Below are 20297 nucleotides of genomic sequence, written 5' to 3' on the forward strand. Positions count from 1 at the left end.
CATGTTAGATGTATTATATTTCATCATACCTATAACAATTGCTTCTGCAGCTCCTCTTATTTTTACAGCAATTGGCGGTGTATTCTCTGAGCGATCCGGAGTCATCAATATTGGATTGGAAGGCCTCATGATTATGGGTGCATTTATCGGGATCCTGTTCAACCTGTTTTTCGCGGATACCTTTGGTGCATGGACACCTTGGATTGCATTAATTGTGGCAATGCTCGTTTCGGCTTTGTTTGCAACACTTCACGCTATAGCGTCTATCTCGTTCCGAGCGGATCAAGTAGTATCAGGTGTAGCGATTAACATGTTAGGACTTGCCATTGCATTATTCTCAGTAAAAATGATTTTTGGTAAAGGTCAAACTGATTTCATTCAACAAAAAATCCCAAGATTCAACGTACCATTTTTGGAAGATATCCCAATCATAGGACCCATGTTCTTTAAATTAGTTTATGGCTCTTCAATTTTGGCGATAGCTGTTGCATTTATTGCATGGTTTGTTATTTACAAGACGCCATTTGGTTTACGTCTTCGCTCAGTAGGAGAGCATCCGATGGCGGCAGATACGATGGGAATTAAAGTAACAAAAATTCGCTATATCGCAGTTCTGATTTCTGGTGGACTGGCCGGGATTGGTGGGGCAGTTTATTCTCAAACCATCACGAATGATTTCGGACATGCGACAATAAATGGGCAAGGATTCATGGCACTTGCAGCGATGATCTTTGGGAAATGGCACCCACTAGGAGCTATGGGAGCCGCGCTATTCTTCGGATTTGCGCAGGCATTAGCCATCAGTTCTTCTAGTATTACGTTCTTAGCAGACATCCCACCAGTGTATTTCCATATATTCCCTTACGTTTTAACTATTCTAGCGCTTGCTGGATTCCTAGGAAAAGCGAAAGCACCAAAAGCACTTGGTAAACCTTACGTTAAAGGAAATAGATAAAAACTAGAAAAGCTAGCTGGAGATACATACTCTTCAGTTAGCTTTTCTAAGGTTGTAGTGATAATAAATCAAGATTTCATTCATCTTCCGCTTCAGTCCTGGCTAAAGTCTATCTTTAGCGCACGAAAGTTGTATCATTTTCCAAATGGCAGGCTAAAATGTATAGTGAGACTAGGAATACATATAATAAGGTAAACGAGGTGTTTGTATGTTCAATAAAACAAAATTACAAAATGGCGTACATTTGTATATACGTAAAACGGAACAATTTAAAACGGTGAATGTGACAATTAAGTGGAAAGCACCACTGGATCAAAAGAAAGCTTCTGAACGTACAGTGTTAGCAAATGTGATGGAGGATTCGACGAAGCAGTACCCAACATTAAGTTCAATGCGCAAGGCGCTTGACGAGTTGTACGGTACAGTATTATTTACGGACGTCTCAAAGAGAAGCTCTCAGCATATGGTTTCACTTTATACAGAATGTGTAAACGATGAATTTTTTGCAGGAGAAGACATCTTTAAACAGTTGTGGCAATTGATTCGTTCTGTAGTGTTTGATCCAAATGTAACGGATAAGGCTTTTGATCCCGATGTAACAGAGAGGGAAAAACGTAATGTCCGTGATCGGATTCGTTCTATATATGACGACAAAACACGTTTCGCACAGAAACGCATGCTTGAAATCATGAGACCGAATCACCCGGCATCAATTTCAGCTTACGGCACAGAAACTGCGGTGTCTGAAATTACAAGTGAAAGTCTTTATGCTACATATGAAGATATGATGAATAATGATTTGATTGATATTTATGTAGTGGGCGATATAGATGAGAATGATATCATTGAGCAAATTAAACAGTTCTTACCATTTGCAGCTAGAGATGCGGCGAAACAAAATGAATTATTGGATGTGAAAGTGTCAGGTTCTGTGAATACAGTCAGAGAAAAACAAGACATGAAACAAGGTAAACTTCATCTTGGTTTCCATACACCTGTATCTTTCCATCATCCTGATTACCATAAGATGCAAATAACAAATGGTGTTTTCGGTGGCTTTGCTCATAGTAAATTATTCATGAACGTGAGAGAAAAGGAAAGTATGGCATACTATGCGAATAGTGCATTTGCATCGCATTATGGTATCGTCTATGTCACGGCGGGTATTGATGCGGATTTGGAAGAGAAAGCTGTCAAGTTAATTCTTGAGCAACTAACGGCATTACAAAATGGCGAGAGTACAGAAGTCGAGTTAAGTCAGACGGTCGCACTTCTAGAAAACAGCATCTTGAGTGCAAATGATTCAGCCCGCAGTCAGATTGAAATTTTTGATCAATATAAAGAATTAGACGAGAACTTCACGGCTGAACGATTAATCGAAAAGTGGGAATCGGTCACATTGGAAGATATAAAGGAAATGGCGAATACAATTCAATTGGAAATTGTGTATTTGCTGTCAGGTAAGGAGGATGTTTCCGAATGAAAGAAGTAAATTTTGATCAACTACAAGAGAAGATTTATACTGAAACACTAGATAATGGTTTAAAAGTTGTTATTCTACCGAAACGTGGATTTTCTAAAACGTTTGTAACGTTTACGACGAAATATGGGTCCATTGATCGTACGTTTAAACCGCATGGCAAAGATGAACTCATTACAGTACCTGATGGTATTGCCCATTTTCTAGAACACAAAATGTTTGAGAAAGAAGATGGAGATGTTTTTCAGAAGTTTAGTTTAAATGGTGCCTCTGCCAACGCTTATACAACATTTGGTAGAACGGCATACCTTTTTTCTGCAACCAATAAACTAAAAGAAAACACAAAAATATTACTCGATTTTGTTCAACAACCCTATTTCACGAAACAAACTGTTGATAAAGAAAAGGGTATTATTGCCCAGGAAATTACCATGTATGATGACCAGCCCGACTGGCGATTATATTTTGGCACAATTGAAAACCTCTATGAAAACCATCCGGTAAAAATCGATATTGCCGGGACTGTAGTGTCTATTCAGGACATTACAGCTGAACATTTATATACATGTTATGAGACATTCTATCATCCATCCAACATGTTACTGTTTATCGTGGGAGCAGTGAAGCCGGAAGAAATGATGGCGTTTGTTAAAAAAGATCAAGCAAAGAAATCGTTCGATAAACCAGAGGTGATTGAACGCCAATTCCCGTCAGAATCAAATGAAGTCGATGTGCCTGCACGTACATTGACGATGGATGTTTCAAAACCGAAATTGAATATCGGTATGAAATGTACCAAGGTAGATTTACAAGGACAAGAGATGCTTGAAACGGAATTGTCAGCAAACCTCGTATTAGATAGTCTATTCGGTCGTACATCTGCATTTTATGAAAAAGCGAACGCAGAAGGCTTAGTTGATGAATCGTTCTCATATGAGTTTTCCTTGGAAGAAGGCTACGGTTTTGCGATGGTCGGTTCTGATACAGATGAGCCAGAGCGCTTGGAAAAATTGATTCGTCATACGATTAAAGACGCAAAATTAAATTGGCCAGTGCAAGAAGAAGATTTGGATAGGATGCGTAGAAAGAAAATTGGTCAATTTATGCGTTCATTGAATTCCATCGAATTTATCGCGAACCAATACACACGATATGAATTTAACGATATGAATTTATTCGATGTCGTACCAACTTTAGAGAAGTTATCGATGGATAAACTAAAAGAAGCATTTGCAACGTTCTCCGATGACAATAGCTATACAATCTTCAAAGTCATGCCACCGAAGCAATGAGTATGAAGCGTTTTGCACTCGTTTTAGGTGCATCCGGAGGGATTGGGGAAGTGATCTGTAAACAACTAGCTAAAGCGGGGTGGTCTTTGTATATGCACTATAATGCAAATAAAAGCCAGCTCGATCTATTGCGTTATGAATTGGAAAAGACTTATCCCAACCAACAATTCCGTAGTGTGCAAGCAGACTTTAGAGTTGAATGGGCAGCAGAGAAATTGGCAGCTGACATTCAAAGCGTTCAAGCAATTGTTGTAGCTAACGGTCAGTCAGTTGTCAAACTGTTATCGGAGACAAGCGAAATGGAAATGTCGGAATTGTGGCAGGTCCACATGCAGAATCCAGCCCGTTTAATCGCACTGTTATCTGAAAAACTACGCAAGCATGAGGTCTCCTATATTGTATTTATCGGATCAATATGGGGCAGTACTGGTGCTGCAGGTGAAGTAATGTATTCTGCAGTCAAAGGTGCACAGCATGCCTTCGTCAAAGCATATGCAAAGGAATCCGCGTATTCAGGCATACGGGTCAATGCTATTGCCCCGGGATGGATCGACACCCGCATGAATCAAGAGTTTTCTGCAGAGGAACGTCAGATGGTACTTGAACAGATTCCGCTTTTGTCAGTCGGGACACCGCAAGAAATAGCGAATATGGTCGAATTTATGTTGAGTGGCAAAGCAAATTATATGACAGGTGAAATAATTCAAATCAATGGTGGCTGGTATATTTAAAGCCTTGGGAAAAGGACAATGCCTGTTGTCCTTTTCTTTTTTTCTTTTATTCGCTTTGGCAATCCGCTATTATAGAACTAAGTGCATACTTGTGCGTTCTGGAAAAAGTAGTTTTATGAAGGAGTGTGTTGAATGGGAGAATGGTATGTCGAATATGAGTTGCAAGTCAATCGGCCTGGATTGCTAGGGGATATTGCTTCCCTACTTGGTATGTTACGAGTAGATATTGTGACTATTAATGGGGTAGATGGCAGATACCGTGGTATGCTCGTTCACACTGATCATGATCAGCAAATTAAACGTTTCGAGTTGATCGCTTCTACTATGGATGCGATTGTCATCCATAAGATCAGAGAACCTAAATTGCGTGATGTATTAGCTGTCCGACATGGACATTATATTCAGCGCGGTACCGATGACCGAAGAACCTATCAATTCATAAGAAGTGAGCTTGGAATCTTAGTGGACTTTTTAGCAGAGATCTTCAAACAAGATGGTCATAAACTAATCGGTGTCCGTGGAATGCCGCGGGTAGGAAAAACAGAATCCGTAGTAGCGGCAAGTGTTTGTGCTAATAAAAAATGGGTCTTTTTATCTTCCACGATGATTAAACAAACGATTAGAACGAGTATGATGGGGGATGAATTCTCAGACGATAACATTTTTATACTTGACGGGATCGTGACACGAAAAACTTCTGACGAACGTCATATGCAATTAGTACGTGAAATTATGGGCTTGCCGACAATTAAAGTGGTTGAGCATCCGGATATGTTTGTGAAGCAATCCGAATATACAATGGAAGATTTTGATATAATTATAGAGTTGCGGACGACTGTAGATCAAGAGATCACTTACGACATTTTAGAGAAGAATGATCCACTATCCAACCGTAATACTATGGGCGGCTTTAATATGTTTAATTGATTGAAATGAGTTAGGTGGGTGTTGAATTTGATCGGAATAGGTGCTCGTTTAAAAGAAGCGAGGATTTCAAAAGGATTGACGTTAGAAGCTTTGCAGGACAGTACGAAAATCCAGCAACGTTATCTATCAGCAATTGAAAATGAAGAATTTCAAGTTATTCCTGGCGCTTTCTATGTACGTGTTTTTATTAAACAGTATGCAGAAGCGGTTGACTTGGATGCGGATGAAATACTGAGTCTTTATCAAGATGAGTATGAACCGGCAGTGCAAGAAAAACAGGAAAAAATTGTGCCAGCGACTATGCAACGTAGTGCAGGTTCAAAGCAGAGTAACCAATTAAAAGAAGCAATGCCAAAAATAATTGTTGCACTATTTATTATAATGATTTTAGTGATTGTTTATACTTTACTAAGAGACAATGCATCAGAACCAACTGTAGATGATGAATCATCAGACCCTATTTCGTCAGTTGTAACTGATCCGCAACAGGATTCAAACCAAGTGGTTAAGAAGCCTGTTGAACACGCTTCTACTGTGGGTGAAACCTCTATATTCAAATTATCTGATCCTGAAAATATCACAGTGGTTATCAAGACTACGGGTAACTCTTGGATTTCAGTAACGGATCAAGATGGCGAAGAACGCATGCCGAAACCAAGTGGTGCCCGAGTAGTACAAGAAGGCGAAACAATTGAAATTCAAGCGGACGATGCAGAAAGTTTGAGAATACGAGTTGGTAATTACGAAAATGCAGAACTGACTGTTAATGGACAACGAGTAGATTACCCAACAGATCTCGTCCCACAAAACATTGTGTTAAAAAAACCATAATAAAATAGTCATCTAAAGAGGTGATTATTTTATTCTTTATAAGTAGATTTTACCGTTAGAAAGGCGGACATGTAATGAATTTACCAAATAAAATTACGCTCTCGAGAGTATTTATGATCCCTATTTTCATCTTGTTTCTTACAGTGGACTTTGGTTGGGGAGTGATTCAGCTAGGTGGAGTAGAAATGCCTGTTGAACATTTGGTGGGCGCGATCATCTTTATCATAGCTTCTACAACTGACTGGCTAGATGGATACTTAGCAAGGAAAAACAATTTAGTAACAAATATGGGGAAGTTTTTGGATCCGTTAGCAGATAAATTACTAGTCTCAGCTGCTTTTATTTTATTAGTGGAAATGGGGACGGCTCCTGCATGGATTGTGATTGTTATTATCAGTAGAGAATTTGCGGTTACAGGATTACGGTTGATTTTAGCGGGTGGTGGGGAAGTAGTTGCAGCGAACCAGTTAGGTAAAATTAAAACAGTTACGCAACTACTAGCGATATCATTCCTTTTATTGCATAATATTTTCTTCGAAGCGATTGGTATTCCATTTGGAACCATCATGTTGTACATTGCATTAGTATTTACAGTATGGTCAGGTATCGATTACTTTGTTAAAAATCGCAAAATTTTAGTGGAGTCAATGTGAGGAGTGAAGTGTATTCATGAAAGCAGAGATTATTGCGGTAGGGTCTGAACTTCTTCTGGGACAAATCACGAATACCAATGCTAGGTTCATATCGGCTAAATTAGCTGAAGCTGGAATAGATGTGTATTGCCACACCGTTGTAGGGGATAATCCTAAACGCTTGTCACAAACAATTCAGTTGGCTCAGCAACGTGCAGACATCCTGATCTTTAGTGGCGGTCTCGGACCCACAAAAGATGACTTGACAAAGCAAACTATTGCAAGTGAATTGGGTTGTGAGCTTATATCTGATGACGATGCGATGAAAACGATCGAAGATTATTTTACCCAAGTCGGAAAAGTAATGACTGAAAATAATAAACAGCAAGCCCTTGTATTAAAAGGTTCTACGGTATTGCCGAATCGAAATGGTATGGCACCAGGCATAGCAATAGGAAAAGATGGTAAACAGTATATTTTGCTGCCCGGCCCACCGCATGAAATGGAGCCCATGTTTGAACAAGAAGCAATTCCATACTTACTCGGTGTATATGGTAAACAAGATGTAATCTCTTCAAAGGTATTGAAGTTACAAGGAATAGGCGAATCGGAATTGGAAGTCCGTATCCAAGCTATTCTTGAGAAGCAGACGAATCCAACAATTGCACCACTTGCTTCACCGGGTATGGTTAACCTACGTATTACCGCAAAAGCCAAAACGGAAGAAGAAGCACAGAAATTGATATCACCTGTGGAACAGGAAATTCGTTCTATTGTAGGGGAGTTTATCTACGGTGTGGATGATGATACACTGGCTTCCAAAACGACTGAATTGTTGCTTCAAAATGACTGGACTATTTCTGCTGCAGAAAGTCTAACAACCGGTATGTTTATGGCGGAACTTGGTTCAGAAGCGGGAATAGGTAACGCGCTAAAAGGCGGCCTTGTGGTATATAATAAAGAGATGAAAGTGGAGCAATTGGGTATTTTACCATCATTACTTGATTACCATGGGATTGTCAGTGCAGAGTGCGCTGAATCGATGGCGGAAAGCGTTCGGGAGAGATTCACTACAACATTTGGAGTGAGCCTGACTGGTGCTGCTGGCCCTGAGCCACATGATGGTCAGCCAGCCGGTACAGTTTGGATTGGCATTGCAGCAGAAGGTATGAAGACAACATCTTATAGACTTCAGCTATCAGGTTCTCGTAATACAAATCGTAAACGTTCTGTTCAATTTGCTTTACATTATCTCATTCAAATAATCAAAGAGAAAAAAGAACTGAAGTATTGAATTTTGCTAGTGAATTAGCTGGCAAAATTCAATTCATCTCAGCTTTTTGCGCTTGTTTTTCAATTTCTATTACTGATTTATCGAATACCCGTTCGTTTAATTCTTGTGTATTCTGTTGGGAAAAGGTATAATAAGAGTAGAAAAAGAGTTTGAGGAGGAATTGTAATTGAGCAATCGTAAAGCGGCATTAGATATGGCATTAAAACAAATAGAGAAACAATTTGGTAAAGGTTCTGTCATGAAAATGGGAGAAAAGACTGATCTTCAAATTGATACATCATCATCAGGTTCACTAGCTTTGGATGCGGCGCTAGGAATAGGTGGATATCCACGTGGACGAGTAATTGAAATATATGGACCAGAGAGTTCTGGTAAAACAACCGTTTCTTTGCATGCAATTGCAGAAGTACAAGCAAGTGGTGGTACTGCGGCGTTTATTGATGCAGAACACGCATTAGATCCTGTCTATGCACAAAAGCTAGGTGTCAATATCGACGAGTTGCTATTATCACAGCCAGATACAGGTGAGCAAGCATTGGAAATTGCAGAAGCACTTGTTCGTTCAGGTGCGGTAGATATCGTGGTAGTGGACTCAGTAGCAGCACTTGTACCAAAAGCTGAAATCGAAGGCGAGATGGGTGACGCACACGTTGGTTTGCAAGCTCGGTTGATGTCTCAAGCATTACGTAAACTTTCTGGTGCTATTAATAAATCCAATACTATTGCAGTCTTCATTAACCAGATTCGTGAAAAAGTAGGTGTCATGTTCGGGAATCCAGAAGTAACACCAGGTGGACGTGCATTGAAGTTCTATGCTTCTGTTCGTCTCGAAGTACGTAGAGGTGAAGCAATCAAGCAAGCTAACGATATTATGGGTAATAAAACAAGAATTCGTGTCGTGAAAAATAAGGTTGCACCACCATTCCGTACAGCAGAAGTAGACATCATGTATGGTGAAGGAATTTCAAAAGAAGGTGAAATTCTAGATTTAGGATCTGAATTGGAAGTAGTCCAAAAGAGTGGTGCTTGGTATTCTTATGAAGGCGAACGTTTAGGTCAAGGTCGTGAAAATGCGAAACAATTCTTGAAGGAAAACTTGAAAATGCGTGATGAAATCGCGTCTAAAATCCGTGAATCATACGGTTTGAATGCTACGAACTATGTGATTGCAGCGCATGATGAAGAGGACGAGCTGGATGATTTATTAACACTTTCGGAAGAAAAGTAAGTTATATATGGAAGTAAAACCGCCAATTGGCGGTTTTTTTATAAATATTTATAAGAATTAGTATGGGAATGACATACTTCCAGCTAATATAGAACCTAAAGCTCATTTGAATGAATAAGTGAAATGTGAAGTGGAAAGGCTCAAGCAAAAAACAAAAAGAGTCTGTGAGCATGATTTTTCCTCCATCATTCCTTGACACAATAAAAATACAACTATACAATTAAAGTGGCGTATTATATACGTCCTATATTTAACAAACCAATCAATTGTTTTTGGCGGTATGTTGATTTTAACTTAATTCAGCAAAATGAAAAGTTAAGTAAAAAGTAGTGACATCAATAGAAAATTAGTCCCGAAACAGCAGGTTTTCTACTACCCGTTGGATTAAGTTAAGCCTTAGGTGTTTTCACAGATCATCGGGACATTACCGAGAAGCTTCGGTAACTAGTAAAGTGAATATATTCGCCGTGGCAAAATTGATTATACAAGCCGACTGAAAAGAAAAGAATAAGCAGGAGGAGGTGACCTCAATGGGTATTGAAATACTCATCTCCGTTTTGCTAAGTCTCATCGTCGGTGCAGTTGTTAGCTTTTTTATATTGAAAAATGTGAATGATTCAAAAGTAACTGGTGCCAAACATACTGCCAACCAACTCGTCGAAGAGGCGAAGCGTGAAGCGGAGTCAGTGAAGAAAGAGGCACTGTTAGAAGCGAAAGATGAAACTCACGAACTGCGGATTGAAGCAGAAACTGAAGTCCGTGAGAGAAGGACGGAATTACAGAAACAGGAAAACCGTCTCTTACAGCGTGAAGAAAACCTTGATCGCAAGGATGATGCGCTCAATAAAAGAGAAGCAGGTCTAGAGCGCAAAGAAGATGCGCTATTAGAAAGACAACAGCATATTGAAGAGATGGAACGCAAAGCGGAACAACTCGTTACTACACAGAAGACCGAATTAGAGAGAATTTCTTCGTTAACAAGAGATGAGGCAAAGCGCATCATCTTGGAAGATGTCGAAGAAGAGCTTTCTACGGATATTGCTGTCATGACAAAAGAATCTGAGCAACGGGCTAAAGAGGAATCCGAGCGTAAAGCACGTGAAATCCTATCATTGGCATTGCAACGGTTTGCGGCAGATCATGTGGCTGAAACTACAGTCTCTGTCGTTAATTTGCCGAATGATGAGATGAAAGGTCGCATCATTGGTCGTGAAGGACGAAATATTCGTACACTTGAGACGCTTACAGGTATTGATTTGATTATTGACGATACGCCAGAAGCCGTCATTCTATCAGGTTTCGATCCAGTCCGGAGAGAAACAGCGAGATTGGCTTTGGAAAAATTAGTTCAGGATGGACGAATTCATCCTGCACGTATCGAAGAAATGGTCGACAAATCTAGAAGAGAAGTGGACGAGTTAATCCGAGAAAAAGGAGAACAAACTACATTCGATGTAGGTGTTCATAACTTGCATCCGGATATGATCAAAATTCTTGGTCGTTTGCACTTCCGTACGAGTTACGGGCAGAATGTCTTGAAACACTCCATTGAAGTAGCCTATTTAACTGGTTTACTGGCAGCAGAGCTTGGAGAAGACGTAACACTTGCTAGACGCGCTGGTTTACTACATGATATCGGTAAAGCGATTGACCATGAGGTAGAAGGTAGTCACGTGCAGATTGGTAAAGAGTTGGCAGTGAAATATAAGGAACATCCAGTTGTCATTAACAGTATTGCTTCCCACCACGGTGATGAAGAAGCTACCTCTGTTATCGCAGTGCTAGTAGCCGCGGCAGATGCATTATCTGCAGCAAGACCAGGTGCTCGCAGTGAAACATTGGAAAATTATATTAAACGTCTGCAAAAGCTCGAAGAAATTTCGGAATCATACGAAGGTGTGGAGAAGTCATTTGCTATTCAGGCTGGACGAGAAGTGCGAATCATTGTTCGTCCTGAACAGATCGATGATATTACCGCACATCGTTTAGCACGTGATATACGAAAACAAATCGAGGAAGAATTGAACTACCCAGGGCATATCAAAGTGACGGTCATACGGGAGACCCGCGCAGTAGAGTATGCGAAATAATACCTAACACAAAACAGCTTCCGATTCGTTTGGAAGCTGTTTTCATTTTGGAAAGAGGTTAATACAGATGAAAGTACTATTTATTGGAGATATTGTAGGATCGATGGGAAGAGAAATGGTAATTGATTATTTATCACGTTTGAAGCGAAAATATCAAGCAGACGTAATTATCGCGAATGGTGAAAATGCAGCTTCAGGTAGAGGAATTACAAAAGCCATCTATCATGATTTATTGCATGCTGGAGTAGATGTCATCACGATGGGAAACCATACATGGGATCAACGTGAAATTTATGATTTCATTGACGAAGTGGACTATTTGATTCGACCTGCCAACTTCTCAGAGCAAGCACCCGGTAAAGGTATGACATCCATTACAAAAAATGGTGTTACACTTTCCGTTATTAATTTACATGGTCGCACATTCTTGCCACCGCATGATGATCCATTTGCTAAAGCTGATGAACTAGTGGAAGAAGCTTTGCAAACATCACCATTGGTTTTTGTAGACTTTCACGCAGAAGCTACAAGTGAAAAGATTGCAATGGGATGGCACTTGGACGGAAAAGTATCTGTAGTGGTAGGGACACATACACATGTCCAAACTGCAGACGAACGAATCTTGCCAGGGGGTACTGCATATTTAACGGATGCAGGTATGACAGGCCCGTATGATGAAATTTTAGGAATGAAAAAAGAAGACGTATTGTATCGCTTCTATACCAACTTACCAACCCGCTTCGAGGTACCGAAAAGTGGAAGACCACAGCTAAACGGCATGTTTGTAGAATTGGATGACAAAACTGGTAAAGCGCTCAAAATTGAACGAATCCGAATTAACGAAGATCATCCGTTCAAAAACTAATTATCTAGGTGTCTAAATCCTTCTTGTCTATCATAGGATGTCGTATGGAATATACGCGTTCCATAGACATTGCAAAATAAGGAGGAAATATCGTGAGTCCCTTGAAAGTATCATCTCGCTCAAATCCGAACTCAGTAGCAGGAGCATTGGTTGCAGTGATCCGTGAACAAGGCTATGCCGAAATCCAGGCAGTCGGCGCTGGTGCATTAAATCAAGCAATCAAAGCAATTGCAATCGCAAGAGGATTCGTTGCACCAAGTGGAGGCGACCTAATTTGCGCGCCTGCCTTCACCGATATCGAAATCAACGGAGAAGCTAGAACAGCGCTCAAACTTTTCGTTGAAAAAAAGGAACGTAAGTAGAATACAAAAGACCACGAATCAATATGTGGTCTTTTTTTCATGACAAACCAGCGACATTTTTCCGCTTTGCTGTCATATCACACAAAAGTTCAGTATAATAACATCAGGTATGCTTATTTCCCGATAAGTAATAGAAAGGGGCTTCTGCAATGAATGAAGAACAGCGCTTGCAAGCTGGACTCGCAACAAAAGACAAATCGAAACCAGATAGCGTGAAAAAAGACTATAGCAAATATTTCGAGTCTGTGTATAGTGGGCCTTCTCTAAAAGACGCAAAAAAACGCGGGAAAGAAGAAGTGGAATATCACGATAACTTTCAAATAGATCAACGCTTTAAAGGAATGGGACAAGGTCGTAAATTCTTTATTCGAACATTTGGTTGTCAAATGAACGAACATGATACGGAAGTAATAGCTGGTATTCTTATGGCATTAGGATATGATGCCACTGACAATGTAAAAGAAGCTGATGTCATATTGCTTAATACATGTGCAATCCGAGAAAATGCGGAAAACAAAGTGTTTGGTGAATTAGGGCATTATAAACCGCTTAAATTAACAAATCCTGATTTATTAATCGGTGTATGTGGCTGCATGTCGCAAGAAGAATCCGTCGTAAATAAAATCTTGAAAACGTATGATCAAGTGGATTTGATTTTCGGGACACATAACATCCATCGCTTGCCGAACATCTTACATGAAGCGTATATGTCTAAAGAGATGGTTATTGAAGTGTGGTCCAAGGAAGGCGACGTGATCGAGGACTTGCCAAAAGTCCGTCACGGTAAGATTAAAGCATGGGTTAATATAATGTATGGATGCGATAAGTTCTGCACGTACTGTATCGTGCCGTATACGCGCGGCAAAGAACGCAGCAGACGACCAGCAGATATCATTCAAGAAGTTCGCCAGTTGGCTGCCCAAGGGTATAAAGAAATCACCTTACTCGGGCAAAATGTTAATGCCTACGGAAAAGATTTTGACGATATTACATACCGTCTAGGTGATCTAATGGATGAGTTACGCTTAATTGATATCCCGAGAATTCGTTTCACTACAAGTCACCCTCGTGATTTTGATGACCACTTGATAGAAGTCCTTGCAAAAGGTGGAAACTTGGTAGATCATATTCATTTGCCTGTACAATCAGGTTCATCTGACGTGCTGAAGATAATGGCTCGCAAGTATACACGAGAGAGTTATTTGGAACTGGTTGACAAAATTAGAACTGCAATACCTAATCTATCACTCACAACGGATATTATCGTAGGTTTCCCAAATGAAACAGAAGAACAGTTTCAAGAAACGTTGTCTCTCTATCGTGAAGTTGGTTTTGATATGGCGTTCACATATATTTATTCACCACGTGAAGGTACACCCGCTGCAAAGATGCAAGACAATATACCAATGGAAGTGAAGAAAGAACGCTTGCAACGTCTTAACAAGCTAGTGAACGATATGTCTGCCGAAGCAATGAAGCCATACGAAGGACAAACTGTTAAAGTGCTCGTTGAAGGGGAAAGTAAAAGAAATCCTGATGTACTAGCGGGCTATACAGAAAAAAATAAACTTGTGAATTTTGTAGCACCGCGCTCCGTAATTGGTGAGATTGTAGAAGTTCGTATTAAAGAAGCAAAATCATGGTCACTCAATGGTGAATTCATTAGAGTAGTCCAACAAGAAAAGGTGATGGGATAATGGAAAAGAAGTTTACGAAAGACGAAATTATAGAAAAAGCACGTGATTTAGCACATATGTTGGCAAACACAGAAGAAGTAGAGTTTTATAAACGTGCAGAAGCACAGATCAATGAAAATCAAAAAGTACGTGAAAAAATTGCTAGTATGAAATCTCTTCAAACACAGGCAGTAAATTTCCAAAACTACGAAAAAGAACGAGCATTAAAAGCAATCGAAAAGAAAATCGAACAAGTTCAAGAGGAAATTGATGCGATTCCATTAGTACAAGAATTCAAACAGTCTCAAGACGAAGTGAATAACTTGCTTCAATTGGTTTCCAATACGATTGCAAATAGTGTGACAGATGAAATTATTGAGTCTACCGGCGGTGATCTATTACGTGGTGAAACAGGCTCATATGTAGAGAATACTCAAAAGAAATCACTTTCTTAAATAAAAAATCGGTAAAGGAGAAAATTCCTTTCCGATTTTTTTCAATTTCTGGGCTGCTGTTGCATAGGATGGATAGAAGCCAAAGAAGGAGGAAGAAAACTGAAAAACTTACGACAAATTGTGACGAAAGCTGTTATTGCCAAAGGGAAGCATCGATCGGAAACTACTGAGTTGTTGAAGCCGCCTAATCGTCCCTCCAGCATATTGGGTTGCTGGGTGATCAATCACACGCAACAAGCAAAGAAAGTTGGATCGCATGTGGAGGTAACTGGAAGTTTCGACGTAAATGTTTGGTACTCACATCATGATCATTCCAAAACGTCTGTCTTTACTGAATCGATTCCTTATAAGGATAAAATCGCATTGCATTATCGCGATGAGCCGACATCCGCTAAAGAAGAGACGATTGTCACGGTATTACAGCATCCGAACTGTACAGAAGCAAGTATTTCTGAATGCGGCCAAAACTTCTCCATTTCCATTGAAAGAGAATTATTGGTAGAGATGATTGGTGAAACAAAAGTCTCTGTTACCATCCATCCTCATCCATATGATGAAGAATGGCCGATACTGGAAGCAGAATCTTCTTCTATTGTGATGGAGGATAAAAAGGATAAAGAAGTGCCGAATAAAGAGAGACCACATCAACCGCCACAACGTAAAGATTCACCATTTTAAAAGCCGGAGATTCACCGGCTTTTTTTTGATGTTTTTTCGTTAAGTAGAAAAAATGTTGCAGGTCAAGTGAACTTTACCATCCTAGAACTTGCAGGAGTCTTTAGGCAATTATAAAATAGCTTATAAATTTATCTATCTTGACACTGCTAACACATGAGGGAATGGAAATGAAATACAAATTCGTGCAACTCATTTACCCAAATAGAAATCGATGATTATAAACTATTCTCGCTAATCAAAAGCCGGAATAGTTTTTATTCATTTTTATACGGGATATTTATTTAATTATCTATGCTGATCTTCCTTTTAAAATTTCTGCAACCCCTTTTGATTCGTTAACTCTACAGGTGTTTGGTATAATGTATAGAAAATGAGCGAGAAAAAGAGGGTTTACCATGTCTGAACATACACCAATGATGCAACAATATTTGAAAATTAAAGAGCAATATACAGACGCATTTTTATTCTTTCGTCTGGGAGACTTCTATGAGATGTTTTTTGAGGATGCAGTTAACGCATCTGCATTATTAGAAATCACGTTAACGAGTAGGGATTCTGGTGCAAGGGAACGTATACCAATGTGTGGCATACCTTATCACTCCGCAACTGGATATATTGAAACATTGATTCATAAAGGACATAAAGTAGCGATATGTGAACAAATGGAAGACCCGCGAAACGTAAAGGGAATTGTTAAACGTGAAGTCGTGAAAGTTATTACACCTGGGACATTAACAGAAGGTAAAACAATGGATGTCGAAGCCAATCATTTTATCGGTGCCATCGATAGCTTAGGAAATCAATGTTATGCATTAGCGTACCTTGATGTTGGTACTGGAGAAGGAAAAGTAGAGTTGATTGAAGGAAGCGAGCGAACGCTACTGGCAGAAATTGAAGCTCTTAGCATGAAGGAAATTGTCGTTGATCAACCACTACATGCTGTTTTGGCAGAACTGTTCGAAAGTCGCGAAATAATGCTTTCGATTGAAGATACGGAGCATTCAGGATCAATTGGTCACGATACATATGAACATCTGCCAGAAGAGTTGCAGGAAGCTTGCCGTAAATTGCAATCGTATCTACTCCGTATGCAAAAGATGGTTTTTGGTCATATTCGACCTTTTATCTATATAGAGAAAGATGCAAAGTTATCGATTGATGCCAACTCAATGCGGAATTTAGAGCTAGTGCAAACTATTCGTTCCGGTAAAAAAGAAGGTACGTTGTTCTGGGTGCTGGATGAAACCGTTACGGCGATGGGGGCAAGGAAATTACGGATGTGGATTCACCAGCCCTTGGCACAGCGCCAAGCGATTGAAGATCGTCTGGAAACGGTAAACAACTTGCTTGATGAGTATTTCTTGCGTGAAGAATTACTTGAAGAATTACATGATGTATATGATGTAGAACGTCTTGCAGGAAGAATTTCCATGGGCAGTGCAAGCGCGCGTGATCTTGCACAGTTACGAAACTCCTTGTCGCATATACCGAAAATAAAACAATTACTCGAAGAATCGAAGCGTCCGATGTTACAGCGTTTTGCTGATCGAATGGATCCTTGCGGGGAAACATTCCAATTGCTGACGGATGCTATTGCAGCAAACCCACCGATCTCCAGTAAAGACGGTGGATTAATTCTTGACGGCTATCATGAAAAGCTAGATGAACTGCGAAATGCATCCCGTAACGGAAAGACATGGCTTGCGCAGCTCGAACAAAAAGAACGGCAGCTAACAGGAATTAAAACGCTAAAAATAGGTTATAACCGGATTTTTGGGTATTATATCGAAATTACTAAATCCAATATCCATTTAGCCGACTTATCTCGCTATGAGCGTAAGCAGACACTTGCCAATGCTGAGCGATACATAACGACGGAGCTGAAAGAAAAAGAAGAATTGATCTTAAATGCGGAAGCAGACAGCCAGACATTGGAACTGGACTTGTTTCAGTCGATCCGCGAACAAGTGAAGGGCGATGTGCAAAGAATTCAACAACTGGCCTCTGTTATTAGTGAACTGGATGTATTGCTGTCATTTGCTAAAGTATCCGAAAAGAATCAATATGTCCGACCAGAATTCCATACAGGGAAGGCTGTAGACATTCAAAATGGCCGACATCCAGTCGTGGAGAAAATGATGAATCATTCATTATATATTCCGAATTCTTGTACCCTAGCTGAAGATAAGAATATGTTACTCATTACAGGTCCGAATATGTCAGGTAAAAGTACGTATATGCGTCAAGTCGCTTTAACTGTGGTGATGGCTCAAATCGGTTGTTTCGTTCCTTGTGAAAAGGCAATACTACCTATTACAGATCAAATTTTCACACGAATTGGGGCTGCAGATGACGTGGCATCTGGACAGAGTACATTCATGATGGAAATGATGGAGTCTCAATATGCATTGGCTCATGCGTCGTCTCACAGCTTATTGTTGTTTGACGAGATTGGGCGCGGAACATCAACGTATGACGGGATGGCACTCGCACAGGCGATGATGGAGTATATCCATGAAGAAATCGGTGCCAACACATTGTTTTCTACACACTATCATGAACTGACACAACTGGAAGATGTGTTGGATCGCTTATTGAATGTCCATGTCGCGGCGAAAGAGCAAAACGGTAAAGTCGTGTTCCTGCATAAGGTGTTGCCTGGTGCAGCTGACCGAAGCTACGGGATTCATGTAGCCGAACTTGCGGGCCTTCCTGCTGATGTAGTTGGACGTGCGAAAACGTTATTACAGCGATTTGAAGATGACAGTACAACAAAAGCCGTGTCTTCTGTTTCGGAGCAACTGGCCTTGTTTGAGACAGATAATGACCCGACTCTTTCAGCAGAAACACAAAAATTACTAGATGAAATAGAAACAGTTGATTTGATGAATATGACACCCATGCAAACCATGCAAAAAATGATGGAGTGGAAAGAACGCCTGACAACAGAGAAGAAGGGGTGAAGCGGATGAATCAAATTCACATCATGGATGACACACTGGCCAATAAAATTGCGGCAGGAGAAGTGGTGGAACGTCCTGCTTCTATCGTCAAGGAATTAGTGGAGAATGCGATTGATGCGCAAAGCACTAAGATAGAAATATCTCTTGTCGAGGCAGGTTTAACTTCGATTCGTGTGACCGATAACGGCAAAGGTATGTCTGAAGAAGATGCGATCCGCTGTTTTGAAAGACATGCTACTAGTAAAATAACTAATGAGCATGATCTATTTCGAATCCGTACACTTGGCTTCCGTGGTGAAGCTTTAGCAAGTATCGCGGCAGTATCAAAAGTATCGTTATGGACCTCGGATGGTGTGGATGGGGCTGTAGTGGAAATTGAAGGCGGTAAAGTACTGAAATATGAATCGGGAGCATTACGAAAAGGTACAGACTTTCTCATACAACATTTATTCTTCAATACACCGGCACGTTTGAAATATATGAAAACAATTCAGACGGAGCTCGGACATACAATTGATTTATTAAATCGATTAGCACTAAGCCATCCTGACGTATCCTTTACGTTAACTCACGATCATCATGAAATTCTTAGAACATCGGGTTCAGGAGACTTATTACGGGTATTATCAGATATATACGGTGTCGCGGTTGCACGTAAAATGATCCCGTTTCAAAAAGAAGATGCTGATTTCAAGGTGAAAGGTTTTATTACACTTCCAGAGATGACACGCGCATCCAAAAATTACATTTCACTTCTAATGAATGGCCGTTGGATTAAAAGCTATACAGGGACGCAGGCGGCTATCGATGCAATGCATACATACTTGCCTATTGGAAGGTATCCGATTGCCGTCATTGATATTACGGCAGATCCCATTTTGACAGATGTAAACGTGCATCCTGCGAAGCGTCATATCCGTATCAGTAAAGAAGGGGAATTACTATCTTTGATAAAAGATGCCATCAGAGAAGCAATTCAAGGAGTCACGATTATTCCCGACGCTGTGAAGAAAGAGAAGCCTATTAAAAGAGACTCAGAGCAACAAACGATTTGGACGCCTTCTTATCACCGACCGGCAGTGACGGTTCCATTACATGAAAAAGATACTCAGCCATCCATTGCGCCTGTCAACGAACCTATCATAGAACAACCTACATCAGTCTTCCCTGAAACTATTTTTGAGCCGCAGGAAGAATCAGTGCCCGAAGAGCCTGTCGTCTACGAGCAAGAACAGCAGGAAATGAATCATTTCCCTTCCATTGCACCTATCGGACAAATTCATGGAACATATATAGTGGCTCAAAATGAAGATGGATTTTATTTGATTGATCAACACGCAGCGCAAGAGCGAATAAAATATGAATATTTTAAAGTGAAGCTTGGACAAGTGGATGCGAGTGAGCGTCAACAATTGCTTTTGCCACTTGTCTTTCATTATTCAGCTGATGAGCAAGTGAAGATCGAAGAGTGTAAGAGTGCACTGGAAGAAGTCGGTGTGTTTCTGGAAGCGTTCGGTCCAGCGACGTATACGGTGAAAGAGTATCCTTCATGGTTTCCGGAAGGACAAGCGACCTCAATTATAGAAGAAATGATTGAGCAAGTACTCGAGAAACGCAAAGTCGATGTCGAGAAATTGCGTGAAGAAAGCGCCATTATGATGAGTTGCAAAAAATCCATCAAAGCAAATTACTATTTAAGGCAAGAAGATATGGAACGTTTGCTTTCGGATCTAGGGGCTTGTCATAACCCTTATACATGTCCGCACGGTCGTCCGGTGTTAATTCATTTTACAACATATGAGTTAGAGAAAATGTTTAAACGAGTGATGTAGCAGAGC

At 40.2% G+C, this 20297-nt stretch carries 17 protein-coding genes; all 17 read left to right on the forward strand.

Translation table 11 applies throughout. The features are described 5' to 3' along the window. Position 1 precedes the first annotated feature (1 nt). On the forward strand, positions 2-955 hold the full coding sequence (locus CSV73_RS01055) for an ABC transporter permease (protein WP_085133285.1): 954 nt from the start codon (positions 2-4) through the stop codon (positions 953-955). Between the two features lie 208 nt (positions 956-1163). Beyond that, the gene (yfmF, locus tag CSV73_RS01060) at positions 1164-2438 is read left to right on the forward strand and encodes an EF-P 5-aminopentanol modification-associated protein YfmF (protein WP_085133286.1); all 1275 of its coding nucleotides are present in this window, start codon (positions 1164-1166) and stop codon (positions 2436-2438) included. Then, the gene (yfmH, locus tag CSV73_RS01065; RefSeq protein ID WP_085133287.1) at positions 2435-3727 is read left to right on the forward strand and encodes an EF-P 5-aminopentanol modification-associated protein YfmH; all 1293 of its coding nucleotides are present in this window, start codon (positions 2435-2437) and stop codon (positions 3725-3727) included. The genes yfmF and yfmH overlap by 4 nt, the downstream gene beginning before the upstream one ends. Positions 3728-3729: 2 nt before the next feature. After that, on the forward strand, positions 3730-4458 hold the full coding sequence (gene ymfI, locus CSV73_RS01070) for an elongation factor P 5-aminopentanone reductase (RefSeq protein WP_085133288.1): 729 nt from the start codon (positions 3730-3732) through the stop codon (positions 4456-4458). Between the two features lie 132 nt (positions 4459-4590). Next, positions 4591-5385 carry a DUF3388 domain-containing protein gene (locus CSV73_RS01075; protein ID WP_085133289.1) on the forward strand — a complete coding sequence of 265 codons (795 nt, stop codon included), beginning with the start codon at positions 4591-4593 and terminating at the stop codon, positions 5383-5385. A gap of 27 nt (positions 5386-5412) precedes the next feature. Beyond that, positions 5413-6216, forward strand: a complete 804-nt coding sequence (locus CSV73_RS01080; protein ID WP_158232261.1) for a helix-turn-helix domain-containing protein — start codon at positions 5413-5415, stop codon at positions 6214-6216. Positions 6217-6290: 74 nt separating this feature from the next. Continuing rightward, the gene (gene pgsA, locus CSV73_RS01085; protein ID WP_085133291.1) at positions 6291-6869 is read left to right on the forward strand and encodes a CDP-diacylglycerol--glycerol-3-phosphate 3-phosphatidyltransferase; all 579 of its coding nucleotides are present in this window, start codon (positions 6291-6293) and stop codon (positions 6867-6869) included. A 16-nt stretch (positions 6870-6885) separates the two neighbouring features. Further along, complete coding sequence (locus CSV73_RS01090) at positions 6886-8142, forward strand: competence/damage-inducible protein A (protein WP_085133292.1); 1257 nt, start codon at positions 6886-6888, stop codon at positions 8140-8142. A gap of 166 nt (positions 8143-8308) precedes the next feature. Then, complete coding sequence (gene recA, locus CSV73_RS01095) at positions 8309-9370, forward strand: recombinase RecA (protein ID WP_085133293.1); 1062 nt, start codon at positions 8309-8311, stop codon at positions 9368-9370. A gap of 530 nt (positions 9371-9900) precedes the next feature. Beyond that, positions 9901-11460, forward strand: a complete 1560-nt coding sequence (gene rny / locus CSV73_RS01100) for a ribonuclease Y (protein ID WP_085133294.1) — start codon at positions 9901-9903, stop codon at positions 11458-11460. Positions 11461-11527: 67 nt separating this feature from the next. Next, positions 11528-12325, forward strand: coding sequence for a TIGR00282 family metallophosphoesterase (locus CSV73_RS01105; RefSeq protein ID WP_085133295.1), 798 nt, complete (start codon positions 11528-11530; stop codon positions 12323-12325). 92 nt (positions 12326-12417) lie between these two features. Beyond that, a complete protein-coding gene (locus CSV73_RS01110; protein WP_085133296.1) occupies positions 12418-12687 on the forward strand; it encodes a stage V sporulation protein S in 270 nt (89 codons plus the stop codon). Between the two features lie 149 nt (positions 12688-12836). Continuing rightward, entirely contained in the window at positions 12837-14384 is a 1548-nt protein-coding gene (gene miaB / locus CSV73_RS01115; protein ID WP_099626389.1) for a tRNA (N6-isopentenyl adenosine(37)-C2)-methylthiotransferase MiaB, read from the forward strand. Further along, positions 14384-14818, forward strand: coding sequence for a YlbF/YmcA family competence regulator (locus CSV73_RS01120; RefSeq protein ID WP_085133298.1), 435 nt, complete (start codon positions 14384-14386; stop codon positions 14816-14818). Before miaB ends, CSV73_RS01120 begins: the two co-directional genes overlap by 1 nt. A gap of 120 nt (positions 14819-14938) precedes the next feature. Further along, positions 14939-15496: an outer spore coat protein CotE gene (gene cotE, locus CSV73_RS01125; protein WP_085133299.1), complete on the forward strand. Its 558-nt coding sequence runs from the start codon at positions 14939-14941 to the stop codon at positions 15494-15496. Between the two features lie 395 nt (positions 15497-15891). Next, positions 15892-18459 (forward strand): DNA mismatch repair protein MutS, encoded by a 2568-nt coding sequence (mutS, locus tag CSV73_RS01130; RefSeq protein WP_099626391.1) that lies wholly within the window; start codon positions 15892-15894, stop codon positions 18457-18459. Between the two features lie 5 nt (positions 18460-18464). Continuing rightward, positions 18465-20291: a DNA mismatch repair endonuclease MutL gene (mutL, locus tag CSV73_RS01135; RefSeq protein WP_085133301.1), complete on the forward strand. Its 1827-nt coding sequence runs from the start codon at positions 18465-18467 to the stop codon at positions 20289-20291. The last annotated feature ends 6 nt before the right edge of the window (positions 20292-20297 follow it).

It is taken from the genome of Sporosarcina sp. P1 (assembly GCF_002743155.1).
Lineage (GTDB): Bacteria > Bacillota > Bacilli > Bacillales_A > Planococcaceae > Sporosarcina > Sporosarcina ureae_B.